This window comes from Streptomyces sp. NPDC087310 (assembly GCF_044744405.1).
GTDB lineage: Bacteria > Actinomycetota > Actinomycetes > Streptomycetales > Streptomycetaceae > Streptomyces.
In genome coordinates, this window is record NZ_JBIUYF010000005.1 from 507,404 (window position 1) to 522,669 (window position 15,266).

Genomic DNA, 15,266 nt, shown 5'->3' on the forward strand with positions numbered 1-15,266 from the left:
GACGCACGATTCAAAATAATATACTCCTCGGGCCGACCACGCCCGTTCGGCCTTGAACCGAAACCGTCGCAGGTCCGTACAGTCTGGCGGCGGTCCGGCCCGACGGGCCCGGTCCGCCGTGCCACCAAGGGTTTCGCACGGAAGGACCTTCAGGTTGTCGCTCTGGACGCGCGCTCGCCGCCTGCTGAACACGGACGGAGCGACCACGGACACCACCGTCCCCGACGAGGCGGCGGCAGCGGAGGAGCAGCCCCCGCCCGTCACCGTACGGGACCGGTACCCGGCCCTGGTCCGGGCCGGGTCCTGGACGCTCACCGGCCTCTCCGCCGTGCTGGTCCTCCTCGCCCTCCTCCTCCCGAACGAGACCTCCCTCCTCACCCCCCGCGCCTTCGCGCACATACCGGTGGAGGCGATCATCGCCGCCGCCGTGCTGCTGGTCCTGCCGCCCAGGGCGGGCCGGGTGGCGGCGGCGGTCGCGGGCGCGGTCCTGGGGCTGGTGACGCTCCTCAACTTCCTCGACATGGGCTTCCACACGATCCTGGACCGGCCGTTCGACCTGGTGCTGGACTGGATCCTGCTCGACGACGCCGAGTCGTTCCTCCGGGACACACTCGGCCGCGCCGGTGCGATCGCCGCCGTGATCGGGGTGGTGGTCCTCGCCCTCGCCCTGATCGTCCTGATGACGCTGGCGGCCGTACGGCTGGCCGGTCTCCTGGTGCGCCACAGCGGCGCGACGACCCGTACCACCCTGCTGTTCGGGACCGTGTGGGTCACCTGCACGGCGCTCGGCGTACAGGTCGCCGGGGCGCCGGTCGCGTCCAGGACGGCGGCCGACCTCGTACAGAACCACGCGGATCTGGTGAGCGCCGGGCTGAAGGACGGCAAGCAGTTCGCCAAGGAAGCGGCCGTCGACCACTTCCGCGACACCCCGAGCGACCAGCTCCTGACCGGGCTGCGCGGCAAGGACGTCATCTTCACGTTCATCGAGAGCTACGGCCGCAGCGCGATCGAGGACCCGGCGATGGCGCCGCAGGTGGGCGACGTGCTGGCGGACGGGACCGCCCGGCTGAAGGCGGCCGGGTTCGCCTCCGAGAGCGGCTTCCTCACCTCGCCGGTGGCGGGCGCGGGAAGCTGGCTGGCGCACTCCACCTTCATGTCCGGCATGTGGATCAAGAACCAGCAGCGCTACCGCAGCGTCACGTCGAGCGACCGCCTCACCCTCACCGGCGCCTTCGGCCGCACGGGCGACTGGCGGACGGTGGGCATCATGCCGGGCGTCACCCGCTCCTGGCCGGAGGGGAAGTTCTTCGGCCTGGACCACATCTACGACTCGCGGGACATCGGCTACCGGGGCCCGAAGTTCAGTTGGTCGCCCGTACCCGACCAGTACAGCCTGGACGCGTACGAGCGCCTGGAGCACGGCAAGAAGGACCGCGAACCGCTGATGACGGAGATCGTCCTCGCCTCCAGCCACAACCCGTGGTCGCCCATCCCCGAGATGGTCGACTGGGACGAGATCGGTGACGGCTCGGTCTACCACGGCATCAAGAAGGCGGGCACGGACCCGAAGGAGGTGCTGGCGGACCCCGAGAAGCTGCGCACCGAGTACCGCCGGGCCATCGAGTACTCGCTGACCAGCCTCATCTCGTACGTGGAGAAGTACGGCACCGACGACACGGTCCTGGTCTTCCTCGGCGACCACCAGCCCAACGCGACCGTCACGGGTCCCGGCGCCGGCCGCGACGTCCCGATCTCGATCGTCGCGCGCGACCCGGCGGTCCTGGACCGGATCTCCGACTGGGGCTGGCAGGACGGCCTGAAGCCGGGCCCGGACGCCCCGGTCTGGCGCATGGACACCTTCAGGGACCGCTTCCTGACGGCGTACGGGCCGCAGGACGAGGACGACAGGCCGTCGCGGTCCGACAAGGTGGCGGCGGGCGGCCGGACCAAGGAGTGACCGGGCCGGAACGGCACACAGGTCAGCCGGAGGTGACGGGCGCCCACTGCCGGCTGAGCCGGAGGACGTCATCGACCGTGCGCCGGTCGGTGCTCCTGCGGTGCGGGGACACGGGACGGGACCGGGCCCCGATGAGCAGGCCCGTCCGCCCGTCGAGGGAGGCGTCGGTGGCGGCGAAGACGGACGACCGGGCGGCCAGCGACGCGGGGCCCGAGGTGGAGCGTTCGATGGCCCGGCGGACCAGCGGCCACACCAGGCGCAGCCCCGGCGAGACGATCGCGGACGAGCCGGCCGTGCCGTGGTCGGTCATCTCGGTGGCGGCGCCGCCGGGGTCGGCCGCGAAGACCGAGACGCCGGTGGACCGCAGGCGCTCCGCCAGGTCCAGGGTGTAGGCGAGGTTGGCGAGCTTCGCCCGCCCGTACCAGTGGAAGCCGTAGTAGCCGCCCGGTGGCTCGACGGCGTCGAACCGGGGCTTCGCGGCCCGGACGGCGGCGGAGTTGACGTTCACGATCCGGCTCGGCCGCGCTGCGCGCAGCGGGTCGAGCAGAAGCTCGGTCAGCAGGTACGGCGAGAGGTGGTTGAGGACGAACGACGCCTCGATGCCGTCGACGGTCCGCCGGTGGTCAGCGAACATCCCGCCGACGTTGTTGACCAGGACCTTCAGCGGCCCGTCGGCCGCCAGCCGCCCGGCGAGCGTCCGTACACCGTCCAGCGACGCGAGGTCCGCCGCCACGAACGCGGGCTCCGTCGCGGGGGCGACCGCCCTGATCCGCTCCAGCGCGCGGGCGCCGCGGCCGGCGTCGCGGCCGACCACGGTGACGGAGAGCCCGGCCGCCGCCAGCCCCACCGCGGTCTCCAGCCCGATCCCTCCGGTACCGGCCGTCACTACTGCCCGCTGCTCCACAGGGCGCCCTCCACCGTATCCATGAGCGGATAACTATCCGCTTGACGTCGGGACAGTAGCATAACCGGATGACTATCCGGTTAGGAGGGAGTGGGGCGGCGCCAGGGAGTGGGGCGGCGCCGTCGGGCCGGGTCCGTCCCCGGCCACGGTGGTTACGGTGGTTCAGGAGAGGGCGCCTCAGCGCGGCGGGCGCAGGCCCTCAAGAAGGACGTCGAGGTAGATCTCGACATACCGGGGGCCGCTCTCCCCGGACCGTACGGCGTGGTCGATGCCGCACAGCAGGCGGCGTACGTCGTCCGCCTCGATGTCGGGCCGGATGGCACCGGCGCGGCGGGCACGGTCGAGCAGGTCCGCGACCGCGCCGTCCAGCTCGGCCCTCAGCTCCGAGGTCCGCGCCTCGGCGTCGCTGACGGATTCCAGCACGGCCGCGAATCCGGGATCGTCCGACAAGCGGTCGAGAGCGAACCGCAGCAGGCGGTGCAGACCCGCGAGGGGCCCGTCCTCCGCGGCGGCGGCCCGCGCTTCGTCGACAAGCGCCCGGAAGCGCTCCACGGACAGCGCTTCGACCAGGGCGTGCCGGTTGGGGAAATGCCGGTAGACGGTCCCGACGCCGACCCCGGCGAGCCGGGCGATGGCGTTCAACTGGAGCGAGTCGTCCCCCGCCGCCACCTGCTCACGGGCCACCTGCAACACCCGGGCACGATTACGCGCGGCGTCCGCGCGCAGTCCCGTCCCCGCAGTCCCTGCTGTCCCCCGCTCGGCTCCCGGTGTCACGGCTTCAGCATAACGACGGGCCGCGGCCGGGCGGGTGTTCCCCGACCCGCCGTCGCTCAGCGCGGTTCCCGGATGCCGTCGATGATGCGGGTCCAGTTGTCGCCGCCGTGCCCGTCCTCGATCGCGCGCCGGTAGTGGGCCCGTACGGCCAGGGGGAGCGCGAGGTCGAGGCCGAGTGAGGTGCTGGTCTCGACGATGTGGTCGGACGTCGCGCCCATCATGGTGACCGTACTGAGGCTGCCGGGGTGCTCCCCGGCGTCCAGCGCGGCGCCGGGGGTCTCCTCGCCGGCCCGGTAGATCGCGCCGATCGAGTCGACGAAGGGGAGCAGCTCCCGCAGTGTCTCCTCGGCCTTCATGCCCGCGGTGCCCAGCATCGCGGTGGCGTGCATCAGCGCGGACAGGGTGGAGAGGAACACCGTGAGCTGGGCCTGGTACATCATCTGGGCGAGCCCCGGATCCTCGCCCAGATACCGCGCCCCGCCGAGCGGGGTCAGCGCCGCGCGGTGCCGCTCCATCACCTCGGCGGGGCCGCTGTAGTAGACGGAGGACGCCTGCGTGCCGACCATCGGCGCCGGGACCATGACACCCCCGGTGAGGAAGGCGGCGCCGTACCCCGCCGCCCAGGCGGCTGCCTCGCGGGTGCGGTCCGGGGTGTCGGAGCTCAGGTTGACCAGCGTCCGGCCGGCGAGCGACGCGGTGGCGCCGCCGAGGATGTCGTACATCGCCCGGTAGTCGGTGAGGCTGAGGATCACGAGGTCACTCGCCTCGACCGCCTCGCCGGGGGCCGCCGCGCGCCTCGCCCCGTCGGCGACGAGGCCGTCTCCCCGGCTCGCGGTGCGGTTCCAGACGGTGACCGGGTGGCCGGCGGCGAGGAGGGTGCGGGCCATCGCCCGCCCCATCGGGCCGAGGCCGATCACGGTGACAGCGCTGTTCTGCCGCGTGGTGTGTCTCTGCTGTTCGTTCACCCCTCCATGCTCGGAGGGCGCCACTATTCTCGGAAGTACCCACTATTTTCTGCGGTACTTACCTTCTCGTAAGCGGTACGCGCCTTCAAGTCACCTGTGAGCAAGGAGATCAGCGATGGCCAGGACGTCGAGACTCGGGCCCTACATCTGCGGCATCGACGCCGGGCTCGACGTGGTGAGTGGCAAGTGGAAGGGGCTGATCCTCTGGGAACTCGACGCCCATGGCGTACGCCGCTTCGCCCAACTCCGCCGCGGGCTGCCGGGAGTGAGCGAGAAGATGCTGACCCAGCACCTGCGCGAGATGGAGGCGGACGGTCTCGTGCACCGGCAGGTGTACGCGGAGGTGCCGCCCCGCGTCGAGTACTCCCTGACCGAGCACGGGCAGACGCTCAACCAGGCGCTCGGGCCGCTCGGCGCCTGGGGGGTCGAGCGGATACGCCGCGAAGGCTCCGCCATGGTCGACGTGGCCGAGACCTCCCACGGCGCCGACGCCGTCTGAACGGAGTCCGGCCTCAGTCCAGCCTGACCCGGGCGGCCACCGGCAGGTGGTCGCTGCCGGTGGCGGGCAGCGTACGGATATCGGCGACCGTCCCCGAACGGGCCATGACCTGGTCGATCCTGGCCAGCGGCAGGGCGGTGGGGAAGCTGAAGGCCATGCCCCGTTCCGCCACGTTCAGCCGGGAGGTCAGCGGGGCGAGGCCCCGGTCGTCGACCGTGCCGTTGAGGTCGCCGAGCAGAATCACCGCCTTCACCTTCTCGGCGGCGACCGCCTCCCCCAGCAGGCCGGCGCTCTCGTCCCGCAGGGCGGACGCGAGACCGCTCGCCCCGACACGGATCGAGGGCAGGTGCGCGACGTACGCGGCGACCTCGCCCCGCGGTGTGTCGACCACGGTCCGCAGCCCACGGCTCCAACCCTCCCCGATCCCCCGGGGTTTGATGTCCAGCAGCCGGGTATCGGCCAGCGGGTGCTTCGACCAGAGTCCGACGGTGCCCCGGACCTCGTGGTGCGGGTAGTCCGGGGCGAGGGTCTTCTCGTAGACCGCCAGCGCCGGGGGCACCAGCTCCTCCAGCGCGATGAGATCGGGCCCGGCACCGGCCAGGGCACGCGCCGTACCCGCGGGGTCGGCGTTCTCGTCGCTGACGTTGTGCTGCACCACCACCAGGTCGTCGGATTCCGGCTCAGCCCCGGGCAGCAGCAGCCCGCCGAACAGGTACGTCCAGGCGGCCACCGGCAGGAGCAGGGCCGCCAGCGCCACGGCCGAGCGGCGCCACAACGCCAGCCCGAGCAGCACCACGACCACCACACCGAGCCAGGGCAGGAACGCCTCCAGCAGACTCCCCAGCCGGCCGACGGAGTTGGGCACGGCCCGGTGGAACGCCAGCAGCGCGCCCGTCACCACCGCCGGCCCGGCCACCACCCGCCCCCGCCGGCCCACCGCTGACACCGGTCTCGTCGGTCTCGCCGGTCTCGCCGCCGATGTCACACCGCCGCCTGCCCGCACCTGCTCCACCCTGATGTCCCGTCCGTCTGCTCTCACTTCCCAAGACGAGTCATCAGGCGCGTGAGTTTCACTTTCGGCACGCGGACGGTCCGTCAGCCGAACGCACCGATGAGCGTCGCGACGGCGGCGAGGGCGACAGCGCCGAGGACGGTTCCCGTAGCGGCGGCCCACAGGCGGCCGGTGCCGTGGCGGGCGTAGTGGATGCCCGCCGCGCCGAACGTGACGGCGAGGGCTCCGCCGATGATCGTCCAGGGGAGCGTGACGAGCGTGAGCGCCGGGACGCAGGCACCCACGGCGGAGAGGACGCCGAGGACGAGTGCGGTAGGCCCCAGGGCGGCGGCGGGCGAGTCGGCCGGTACGGGCACGGTGGGTACGGGCACGGTCGGTTCGGGCATGACCGGTTCCCCCTTTTGAACGGGTTCAAATTCCTCACCGATCGTACCGGCACAGCGCGCAGGGCGCACGGCACACCCGAAGGGGCATATGGGCATCAATGACCACCGCTGTACGTCCGCGCTGGTCGGGGACGTTCTCGGCACCCCGGGTCTGGTGAGACCTGGCGATATCTCCTAGAATCGGGACAAGCATCCCGCTTGCCTGGAATACGGGACAGCCGTCCCGGCTGTCCGCGCCGCGAGGAGAATCATGACGAACCAGCCGCCACTGCGCGCCGACGCACGACGCAACCGGGCCCATGTGCTGGAAGTGGCGGCTCAGATCTTCGCGACCGAGGGACTCTCCGTGCCCGTGCACGAGATCGCGCGGCGCGCGGGGGTCGGCACCGGTACCGTCAGCCGGCACTTCCCCACCAAGGAAGATCTGTTCGCGACCATCCTGCGCGGCAGGATGGAGGAACTCTCCGCCCGCGCCGACGCGTTCGCGGAGCAGGAGGAGCCCGGTGCCGCGTTCTTCCTGTTCCTCGCCGCCATCGTGCACGCGGGCGCGTCCGACCGCGGGCTGGCCGAACACCTGGCCACGGCCGCCGAGGACCCGGGCGCCCGGCCCGACCGTATGGGCCTCGACCTGCTGTGCGACCGCATGGAGAGCCTGCTCGACCGCGCCCAGAAGGCCGGCGCCGTGCGCGCCGACGTCGCCCTCGCCGATGTCCAGACGCTGATGGCCGCCTGCATGACCCGGGGGGAGGGGCGCGCGCTGGACCCGATCGTCGCGGTCGTCAGCGACGGGCTGCGCGCGTAGGGCATGTCGTTGGGATCCCGCTGGGCTCGCGCAGTGCGTCCGGACCCCGCTCTACTGCCAGGTCGCGGTGTCGGGGTCGCTGCCGTGGGCGCGCGCGGCGGCGTCGACGGCCTGCCATTCCTCCGGGCCGCGCGTAGCCGAGCGTTCGGCGTACTGAAGCCACTGCGTCGTGTCTCCGTAGCCGTGTCTCCGTAGCGCTGACGGGCCTGGGCGTGCCAGCTCTCCGGCGGTGCAGAGCCGGTATCCGGCGGTCAGGCATGCTCCTCATCGTCGCCGCGGCCGGCGCCCGGTGGGTGGATCCCGACGGCCGCCAGGTTCCGCGCCTCCTGACCGGCCGGGCTCGAAGGGCTTCGCCGCGGTGAACACGATCCGTGCGTTCTCGGGGGTGATCACCTCCACATCGCGGGTGTTCCAGGGGGTGTCCCGTGGACCGTCGACCGAGTCCGGGCGCACCGCGGCGGGTACGGGAGAGGTCAGTCCTCCGGTGGCTTCTCCCGTGGCTTCTCCAGCGCCTCCGCCAGTACCTCCGCCAGGTGCCGGGCCCGGGTGCCGTCCAGTTGGGCCAGTTGGGTACGGCAGGAGAAGCCGTCCGCCAGGATCTCCGTACCGTCCCCGGCCGCGCGGACCGCGGGCAGCAGTTGGTCCTCGGCGCAGGCCACCGATACGTCGTAATGGCCTTTCTCGAAGCCGAAGTTGCCCGCCAGCCCGCAGCATCCGCCGCTCAACGCACCGGAGAGGCCCGCCCGTTCCCGCAGCCGGCGTTCCGCCGCGTCGCCCAGGACCGCGTGCTGGTGGCAGTGGGTCTGGCCCGCGACCGCGCGGTCCAGGCGCGGTGGCCGCCACTGCGGGGCGCACTCCTCCAGCGCCTGGGCGAAGGTGCGGACGGACGCGGCGAGGCGGGCCGCGCGGGGGTCGTCGCCGAGGAGTTCCGGGAGGTCCGTGGTGAGCGCGGCGGCGCAGCTCGGTTCGAGGACGACGACGGGGAGGCCCGCGTCGAGCAGCGGTTCCATCACATCGAGGGTGCGGCGCATGACCGTACGGGCGCGGTCGAGCTGGCCCGTGGAGACATACGTGAGCCCGCAGCAGACCCGGCCGCCGCCCTTGCCGCCCCTGCCGCCTCCGCCGTCCCCGCTCCCCGCCGGGGCCCCCGGTGTCACGAGGTCGAGGCCCGCCGCCTCCATCACCCGTACCGCCGCCTGTCCGACCGAGGGCGACAGGTACTCCGTGAAGGTGTCCGGCCACAGCACCGTCTTCGGCCCGCCGCTCCTCGCCGCCTCGCTCTCGGTCCGCCGCCTGCGCCGCAGCCACCGTCCGAACGTCTGCGGCGCCAGCGCCGGGATCGTCCGCTCGGGGGCGATCCCGCCGAGCCGTTTCGCGAGCGCCGCCAGGGGCCGGACCCGCGCCGCCGCGTTCAGTACGCGGGCGAAGGGCGCCGCCAGCCGGAGCCAGAGCGGCAGCCATCCCATCGCGTAGTGGGCCGCCGGGCGCCGCCGGCCCGCGTAGTGGTGGTGCAGGAACTCCGCCTTGTACGTGGCCATGTCCACGCCCACCGGGCAGTCGCTGCGGCAGCCCTTGCAGGACAGGCACAGGTCGAGGGCGTCCCGTACCTCCGTCGAGCGCCAGCCGCCGTCGACCACCTCGCCCGCGAGCATCTCGTGGAGCAGCCGGGCGCGTCCGCGCGTCGAGTGCTGTTCCTCGCCCGTCGCGCGGAAGGAGGGGCACATGACGCTCTCGCCCGAACTCGGCCCTGCCACGCGGCACTTGGCCACGCCCACGCAGCGCCGTACGGCCGCCGAGAAGTCGCCTCCGTCCGGTCCGTCGTGCGGGTAGCCGAACGCGACGTCGACGGGCTCGCGCGGCAGTACGGAGAAGCGCAGGTTCTCGTCGAGGCGGGCAGGACGGGCCAGGACGCCCGGGTTCAGGCCGCCCCGCGGGTCCCAGACGTCCTTGAACTCCCCGAAGAGGCCGACCAGTTCGTCCCCGTACATCTTCGGCAGCAGCTCCGCGCGGGCCAGCCCGTCGCCGTGTTCGCCCGAGAGCGAGCCGCCGTGCGCGGCGACGAGTTCGGCCGTCTCCTCCGAGAAGCGGCGGAAGCGGCGTACGCCGTCCTCGCTCAACAGGTCGAAGTCGATACGGACATGGATGCAGCCGTCGCCGAAGTGCCCGTACGGCGTGCCGCGCAGGCCGTGTTCGCCCAGCAGCGCCCTGAACTCCCGCAGATAGGTGCCGAGTCGGGCGGGCGGGACCGCGCAGTCCTCCCAGCCGGGCCATGCCTCGCTGCCGTCCGGCATGCGCGTCGCCGTGCCGGCCGCGTCCTCCCGTACGCGCCACAGCGCCCGCTGCCCGGCCGGGTCGGTCACGACGGCGCCGTCGAGCGCGTCGGCCACGCGCACGATCTCCTCGGCGCGGGCGCGCGCCTCCGCGGAGGTCGTGCCACCCGTCTCCACGAAGAGCCAGGCCCCGCCGCGCGGCAGGTCGTGGCCGCCGCGCACCAGGTCCTCGGCCATGCCCTCGACGGTGAGCGGGCCGTACGGGAGCAGCCCGGCGGCGGCCTCGGCGGCGGCGCTCTCGTCCGGGTATCCGAGTACGGCGAGGGCGCGGGCGGCGGGCGACTCGACGAGCCGTACCGTCGCCTCGGTGACGACGCCGAGGGTGCCCTCGCTGCCGCAGAAGGCGCGGGCCAGGTCGGTGCCGTTCTCGGGGAGGAGCGCGTCGAGCGCGTAGCCGGAGATCCGGCGGGGCATCGCGGCCGGGAAGCCGGTGCGCAGGAGCGCCAGGTTCCGGTCCACCAGCGCGCGCAGCCCGGCGGGCGCGCCCGTCATCGGCGGGGAGCCCGTGCCGGAGCCCATGCCGGAGCCCATGCCGGAGCCCGCGTCAGGACCCCAGCCCCGGCCCAGGCGCAGCGCCTCGCCCCCGTAGGTCAGGACCGACAGCTCGTGGACGTTGTCGGCGGTCGTGCCCCAGGCCACCGAGTGCGATCCGCACGAGTTGTTGCCGATCATCCCGCCGAGCGTGCACCGGCTGTGGGTGGACGGATCGGGGCCGAAGGTCAGTCCGTACGGGCGGGCGGCGGCGCGCAGATCGTCCAGGACGACGCCGGGCTGGACGACCGCCGTACGGGCCCGCGCGTCCACCGAGACGACGGAGCGCAGATGGCGGGTGAGGTCGAGGACCACCCCGACGCCCGTGGCCTGTCCGGCGATGGACGTGCCCGCGCCGCGTGGCACCACCGGTACGCCGTGCTCTCTGCAGACCGCGAGGGCCGCCGCCACGTCCGCCGTGTCGCGGGGCGCGACCACGCCGACCGGAACCCGGCGGTAGTTGGACGCGTCCATGGTCATGAGGGCCCGTGTGGCCGCCCCGAAGTCCACCTCACCGCGCATGGCTGATTTCAGCTCCTGCGCGAGGGTAGTGGACGTATAGAGCGCCGCTGCTGTCGATTCACGCTGCTCAACCTGATCGGCCATGTCTCCAGGATGCCCCCGGAGCGCGGGCTGATCGAGGTTTTCGATCTCCACCACCCCGGGACGGGAGAAGAAAGCGGACAGGAACCTCCCAATCTGATCGTCAATTCTCATATAGTGGCCACCGTTTGAGCACGTTACGTAGTCTCCCCGTGGTCCCCCCGGGAATCCCCGGATGGTTACCTGAGGGGTACACCGCCCGCCGCGCCCCATCCCCGTCCGCGTCCGCCCTGCTCCTCCCCCCACCGCTCCGTCTCCGAGGTAGCCGAATTTGCGCCGTTCACTCCGGTTCACCGCACCGGCCCTGCTGATATCGGCTGCCGTCAGCGGCCTCCTCTGTCTGTGGGCCGTGTCCGACGCCCCCACCGCCGTACGGACGCCGCTCGCCTGGGGCGGCGCGGCGGCGCTCGTCGCCGCTGTCACCGCCGTCGCGCACCTCACGGCCACCCGCGAGCAGCTCCGCGAGCGGAACGCCCGGCTCGCCGCACGGATCGAGCGGCTCGAAGGCGACGTCGAGCGGGCCGCCGAGGACGTACGGCACGCCGTCGCCGACGCGCGGCGCGGCGCCGACGCCGTCTCCCGCAGCGAGTCCCACCGCGCCGCCGCCCTCTCCGCCTGCGCCAACGCCGCCGGGCGGATGCAGGCGCTCGCGACGGGCATGCTCGCCGACCTGCGCCAGATGGAGCACCGCCACACCGACGAGGACGTCCTCGGCGATCTGCTCCATCTCGACCACCGCACCGCGCAGGCGGGCCGGCTCGCCGACTCCCTCGCCGTGCTGACCGGCGCGCGCTCCGGGCGGCGTTGGGCGAAGCCGATCGTGATGGAGTCCATCCTGCGCGGCGCGATGGGCCGGATCAGCGGCTACCAGCGGGTACGGCTGCACTCGACGAGCCAGGTCGCGATCGCCGGGCACGCCGCCGAGGGCGTCATGCACGCGCTCGCCGAACTCCTCGACAACGCGGCCAACTTCTCGCCGCCGACCGCCGAGGTCCATGTGTACGTGGAGGAGGTGCCGGCCGGGATCGTCATCACCGTCGAGGACAGCGGCCTGGTGATGAGCGACGTCCAGTTGCGCCGCGCCGAACAGGCCGTCACGGCGGTGCCGTCGGACCTCAGCGGGCTGTCGGGCACCCGGCTCGGGCTCGCGGTGGTCGGCCGGCTGGCGCGCAAGCACGGGCTGACGGTCTCGTTCCGGCCGTCGGCGCGGGGCGGTACGGGCGCGCTGATGATGCTGCCGCAGGATCTGATCACGCAGTTGCGCCCGGGAGCCCCGGCGGCACCGAGGCCAACGAAGGCATCGGCATCGGCTCCTCCCCCGGCGGCATCGGATCGGACGCCCCCGCCGAGGGAGGAGCCGACGGCAGCGGACCCGGCGGCGGACGCGCCGCCGCCCACCGCCCCGGCCCCGGACCCGGACCCGGACCCCGAACCCGCCGCGAAGCCCGCCCCGGCCTCCGCACCCACCTCCGAACCCGCCCCCGAGCTGGGCGAGAGCGGGCTGCCCAAGCGACGCCGGGGCCGTACCCTCGCCGCCTCCATGCGCCGTACCGGCGAGGGCGCGTCCGCCACGTCCCCCGCACCCACGACACCCGTCACGAGCCCGGCCGTCCAGGCGGCCCGGTTCAGCAGCTTCCGCAAGGCCGTACGGGACAACCCGCAACGCCCGGCCACGACCACGCACCCGGATCCGGAAGGCGATTCCCGATGAACGGCACCCCCACCGACGAGAAGCTCAACTGGCTGCTGGAGAACCTGCTCCAGCGCACCCCCGGCACCCGCCACGCGCTGGTCCTCTCCCGGGACGGCCTCAGGCTGTGCCGTACGCCCGAACTCTCCGTCGACCAGGCCGACCAGCTCGCCGCCATCGCTGCCGGTATCCAGAGCCTGTCGCACGGCGCGTCCGTCGAGTTCGGCAACGGGCAGGGCGGCGTACGGTCCGCCATGGCCGAGTTCTACGGCGGCCTCCTGCTGATCGTGGAGGCCGGTGAGGGCGCCCATCTCGCGGTCGTCGCCGCCGAGGACTCCGATGTCGGCCTGGTCGGGCACAACATGAGCGAACTCGTCGAGCAGCTCGGTGAGCACCTCACCACGCCCCCGCGCTCGGCGTCCTCGTCCCCGACCCCGAGTACCACGGGCACGGGCGCCACGGGCTCCGTATGAGCGGCTCGGGTCCCGGCGGACCCTCCGGGCGCCCGGGGCGCCCCGGCCGGGACGAATCCCCCGACCGGCTGTACACCCTCACCGGAGGGCGCAGCCGGTCGGACTCGGACATGTTCGACCTGGTGACGCTCGTGGTCGCGGAGTCCGATCCGACCCCGGGCATGCAGTCGGAACACGTCACGATCCTGCGCATGTGCCAGACCCCGACGGCCGTGGTGGAGATCGCCGCCCAGCTCCAACTGCCGGGCAGCATCGTCCGGATCATGCTCGCCGACCTGCTCGACACGGGCCGGATCAGCGCTCGTCATCCCCGTACGGATCGCTCGGCCGGCCGGCTGCCCGATCCCCACATCCTGGAGCAGGTGCTCGTTGGACTCCGCAACCTTTGAACGGCCCACCGGCTCCTCGCCGGGCGGTCCGTCCCTCGCCAGTACCGCCGACAACGGTCTGAAGATCGTCGTCGTCGGTGGTTTCGGCGTCGGGAAGACCACCATGGTCCGTTCCGTCAGTGAGATCCGTCCCCTCAACACCGAGGAGACGATGACCCGCGCGGGCGAGGGGATCGACGAACTCGCCGACCTCGACGGGCTGCGCCGGAAGACCTCGACCACGGTCGCGTTCGACTTCGGCCGGATATCCCTCGACAAGCGGTCGGTGCTCTACCTGTTCGGCGCCCCCGGGCAGGAACGTTTCTGGTACCTCTGGGACCGGCTCTTCTCCGGAACGCTCGGCGCGGTGGTCCTCGTCGACACCCGCCGGCTCGCCGACTCCTGGTACGCCATCGACCGCCTGGAGCACCACGGCACACCGTTCATCGTGGCGTGCAACGACTTCGGCGGGCCGCTCCACACGGAGGAGCAGATCCGCGAGGCGCTGGACATCGCGTCGGACGTGCCGATGGTGGAGTGCGACGCGCGGGACCGTTCGTCCAGCAAGTACGTGCTGATCACGCTCGTGGAGCACCTGCACACCCTGTCCGCCCTGGCCGAGAAGAACGCCGCGGACGCGATCGACCCGTCCTCGGAGGGCACGCAGTGACGACACCGGACCAGGACACCGGCAGCGACGGGACCGGGGCCGGCCGGGCCGCGTGCGGCGGGTTCGGGAACGGCGCCGTCCCCCTCGGCAGCTCCCGCCACCGGACCGACCCCACCGGCCTCTACCGGGAGCTGCGGCGCGACCACGGCTCCGTCGCCCCCGTACTCCTCGAAGGCGGCCTCCCGGCCTGGCTGGTCCTCGGCTACCGCGAACTGCACCAGGTCACGAACGACCCCGGGCTCTTCAGCCGCGACTCCGCCCTCTGGAACCAGTGGGACCACGTCCCCGACGACTGGCCCATGGCGCCGATGATCGGCCGCGACCAGGGGTCCGTCCTCTACACCGTCGGTGAACAGCACCGCCGGCGCGCCGGGATGATCAGCGAGTCGCTGGAGGCCGTCGACCCGTTCGTCCTCAAGCGGTACGCCGAGGAGTTCGCCGACGAGCTCATCGACGGCTTCTGCACCGAGGGCCGTACGGAGATCATCTCCCAGTACGCGAAGCTCCTCCCCGTCCGGGTCCTCGCCAGGATCTACGGCTTCCCCGACGAGCAGGGCCCCGCCATCGTCAAGGCGCTCAACGACCTGACCGACGGCAGCGCGGGCGCGCTGGCGGGCCAGCGCTTCCTCGCGGAGTCGGTGGCCACGCTGCTGCGGGAGAAGCATGTCGTGGGCGGCCAGGACGTCGTCTCCCGGATGCTCCGCAACACCCGCGGCTTCACCGACACCGATGTCACCGAGGACCTGATGGTGATGATGGTGGCGGGCCATCAGCCCACCGCCGACTGGATCGGCAACTCGCTGCGGCTGATGCTCACCGACGACCGCTTCGCCGCCTCGCTCTCCGGCGGCCGGCACAGCGTCGCCGAGGCCATGAACGAGGTCCTCTGGGAGGACGCCCCCACCCAGAACGTCGCGGGCCGCTGGGCCACCCGCGACACCAGCCTCGGCAACCGCCACATCAAGGCGGGCGACATGCTGATCCTGGGCATCGCGGGCGCCAACTACGACCCCCAGGTCCGTACGGACAGCTCCACGCTCACCGGCGGCAACAACGCCTACTTCTCCTTCGGGCACGGCGAGCACCGCTGCCCGTTCCCGGCCCAGGAGATCGCGGAGGTCGTGGCCCGCGCGGGCATCGAGGTGCTGCTCGACCGGCTCCCCGACATCGACCTCGCCGTCACCGCCGAGTCGCTGACCTGGCGCCAGTCGCCCTGGCAGCGGGGGCTCGCGGAGCTCCCGGTGCTCTTCACCCCCACCCCGGTGTACGGACCCGCGTACTGACCGCCTGACCCGTTCGGCT

Annotated in this window: 14 protein-coding genes and 1 pseudogene; 8 read left to right on the plus strand and 7 right to left on the minus strand. The window is 72.7% G+C overall.

The window, feature by feature from the left end:
• Positions 1 to 154: 154 nt before the first annotated feature.
• A complete protein-coding gene (locus ACIO3P_RS21460; RefSeq protein ID WP_401853049.1) occupies positions 155 to 1,957 on the plus strand; it encodes a sulfatase in 1,803 nt (600 codons plus the stop codon).
• A gap of 22 nt (positions 1,958 to 1,979) precedes the next feature.
• Here the strand turns inward: ACIO3P_RS21460 and ACIO3P_RS21465 are convergent, their stop codons facing one another.
• The 3 genes from ACIO3P_RS21465 to ACIO3P_RS21475 form a co-directional block, all read right to left on the minus strand.
• A complete protein-coding gene (locus ACIO3P_RS21465; protein WP_401853051.1) occupies positions 1,980 to 2,861 on the minus strand; it encodes an SDR family NAD(P)-dependent oxidoreductase in 882 nt (293 codons plus the stop codon).
• Between the two features lie 177 nt (positions 2,862 to 3,038).
• Positions 3,039 to 3,635, minus strand: coding sequence for a TetR/AcrR family transcriptional regulator (locus ACIO3P_RS21470; protein WP_401853053.1), 597 nt, complete (start codon positions 3,633 to 3,635; stop codon positions 3,039 to 3,041).
• A gap of 56 nt (positions 3,636 to 3,691) precedes the next feature.
• Positions 3,692 to 4,600: an NAD(P)-dependent oxidoreductase gene (locus tag ACIO3P_RS21475; protein WP_401853054.1), complete on the minus strand. Its 909-nt coding sequence runs from the start codon at positions 4,598 to 4,600 to the stop codon at positions 3,692 to 3,694.
• A gap of 115 nt (positions 4,601 to 4,715) precedes the next feature.
• Here ACIO3P_RS21475 and ACIO3P_RS21480 point away from each other — a divergent pair, with 115 nt between their 5' ends.
• On the plus strand, positions 4,716 to 5,099 hold the full coding sequence (locus ACIO3P_RS21480; protein WP_329824984.1) for a helix-turn-helix domain-containing protein: 384 nt from the start codon (positions 4,716 to 4,718) through the stop codon (positions 5,097 to 5,099).
• A 13-nt stretch (positions 5,100 to 5,112) separates the two neighbouring features.
• Here ACIO3P_RS21480 and ACIO3P_RS21485 read toward each other — a convergent pair whose 3' ends face one another.
• Positions 5,113 to 6,084, minus strand: a complete 972-nt coding sequence (locus ACIO3P_RS21485) for an endonuclease/exonuclease/phosphatase family protein (RefSeq protein ID WP_401853257.1) — start codon at positions 6,082 to 6,084, stop codon at positions 5,113 to 5,115.
• Between the two features lie 110 nt (positions 6,085 to 6,194).
• On the minus strand, positions 6,195 to 6,497 hold the full coding sequence (locus tag ACIO3P_RS21490) for a hypothetical protein (protein WP_401853057.1): 303 nt from the start codon (positions 6,495 to 6,497) through the stop codon (positions 6,195 to 6,197).
• A gap of 250 nt (positions 6,498 to 6,747) precedes the next feature.
• On the opposite strand from ACIO3P_RS21490, the gene ACIO3P_RS21495 reads away from it, so the two are divergent.
• Positions 6,748 to 7,299, plus strand: a complete 552-nt coding sequence (locus ACIO3P_RS21495) for a TetR/AcrR family transcriptional regulator (RefSeq protein ID WP_329824981.1) — start codon at positions 6,748 to 6,750, stop codon at positions 7,297 to 7,299.
• Between the two features lie 251 nt (positions 7,300 to 7,550).
• On the opposite strand, the pseudogene ACIO3P_RS21500 reads toward ACIO3P_RS21495, so the two are convergent.
• A pseudogene (locus ACIO3P_RS21500) lies at positions 7,551 to 7,755 on the minus strand (VOC family protein); the annotation flags it as partial.
• 17 nt (positions 7,756 to 7,772) lie between these two features.
• The gene (locus ACIO3P_RS21505) at positions 7,773 to 10,766 is read right to left on the minus strand and encodes an FAD-binding and (Fe-S)-binding domain-containing protein (RefSeq protein ID WP_401853059.1); all 2,994 of its coding nucleotides are present in this window, start codon (positions 10,764 to 10,766) and stop codon (positions 7,773 to 7,775) included.
• A 268-nt stretch (positions 10,767 to 11,034) separates the two neighbouring features.
• On the opposite strand from ACIO3P_RS21505, the gene ACIO3P_RS21510 reads away from it, so the two are divergent.
• Genes ACIO3P_RS21510 through ACIO3P_RS21530 form a run of 5 tightly spaced genes read left to right on the plus strand, consistent with a single transcriptional unit; the run spans position 11,035 to position 15,247 of the window.
• Positions 11,035 to 12,474, plus strand: a complete 1,440-nt coding sequence (locus ACIO3P_RS21510) for a sensor histidine kinase (RefSeq protein WP_401853062.1) — start codon at positions 11,035 to 11,037, stop codon at positions 12,472 to 12,474.
• A complete protein-coding gene (locus tag ACIO3P_RS21515; RefSeq protein WP_401789157.1) occupies positions 12,471 to 12,926 on the plus strand; it encodes a roadblock/LC7 domain-containing protein in 456 nt (151 codons plus the stop codon). The genes ACIO3P_RS21510 and ACIO3P_RS21515 overlap by 4 nt, the downstream gene beginning before the upstream one ends.
• Positions 12,923 to 13,315, plus strand: coding sequence for a DUF742 domain-containing protein (locus ACIO3P_RS21520; RefSeq protein ID WP_329824976.1), 393 nt, complete (start codon positions 12,923 to 12,925; stop codon positions 13,313 to 13,315). Before ACIO3P_RS21515 ends, ACIO3P_RS21520 begins: the two co-directional genes overlap by 4 nt.
• The gene (locus ACIO3P_RS21525; RefSeq protein ID WP_401853064.1) at positions 13,296 to 13,964 is read left to right on the plus strand and encodes a GTP-binding protein; all 669 of its coding nucleotides are present in this window, start codon (positions 13,296 to 13,298) and stop codon (positions 13,962 to 13,964) included. Before ACIO3P_RS21520 ends, ACIO3P_RS21525 begins: the two co-directional genes overlap by 20 nt.
• Positions 13,961 to 15,247: a cytochrome P450 gene (locus ACIO3P_RS21530; RefSeq protein WP_329824974.1), complete on the plus strand. Its 1,287-nt coding sequence runs from the start codon at positions 13,961 to 13,963 to the stop codon at positions 15,245 to 15,247. Before ACIO3P_RS21525 ends, ACIO3P_RS21530 begins: the two co-directional genes overlap by 4 nt.
• Positions 15,248 to 15,266 lie beyond the last annotated feature (19 nt).

Excerpts from the sequence above, each read along its gene's own strand:
- ACIO3P_RS21480 (WP_329824984.1), top strand. The coding sequence starts at position 4,716 with ATGGCCAGGACGTCGAGACTCGGGCCCTACATCTGCGGCATCGACGCC.
- ACIO3P_RS21520 (WP_329824976.1), top strand. The coding sequence starts at position 12,923 with ATGAGCGGCTCGGGTCCCGGCGGACCCTCCGGGCGCCCGGGGCGCCCC.
- ACIO3P_RS21505 (WP_401853059.1), bottom strand. The coding sequence starts at position 10,766 with ATGGCCGATCAGGTTGAGCAGCGTGAATCGACAGCAGCGGCGCTCTAT.
- ACIO3P_RS21515 (WP_401789157.1), top strand. The coding sequence starts at position 12,471 with ATGAACGGCACCCCCACCGACGAGAAGCTCAACTGGCTGCTGGAGAAC.
- ACIO3P_RS21490 (WP_401853057.1), bottom strand. The coding sequence starts at position 6,497 with ATGCCCGAACCGACCGTGCCCGTACCCACCGTGCCCGTACCGGCCGAC.
- ACIO3P_RS21495 (WP_329824981.1), top strand. The coding sequence starts at position 6,748 with ATGACGAACCAGCCGCCACTGCGCGCCGACGCACGACGCAACCGGGCC.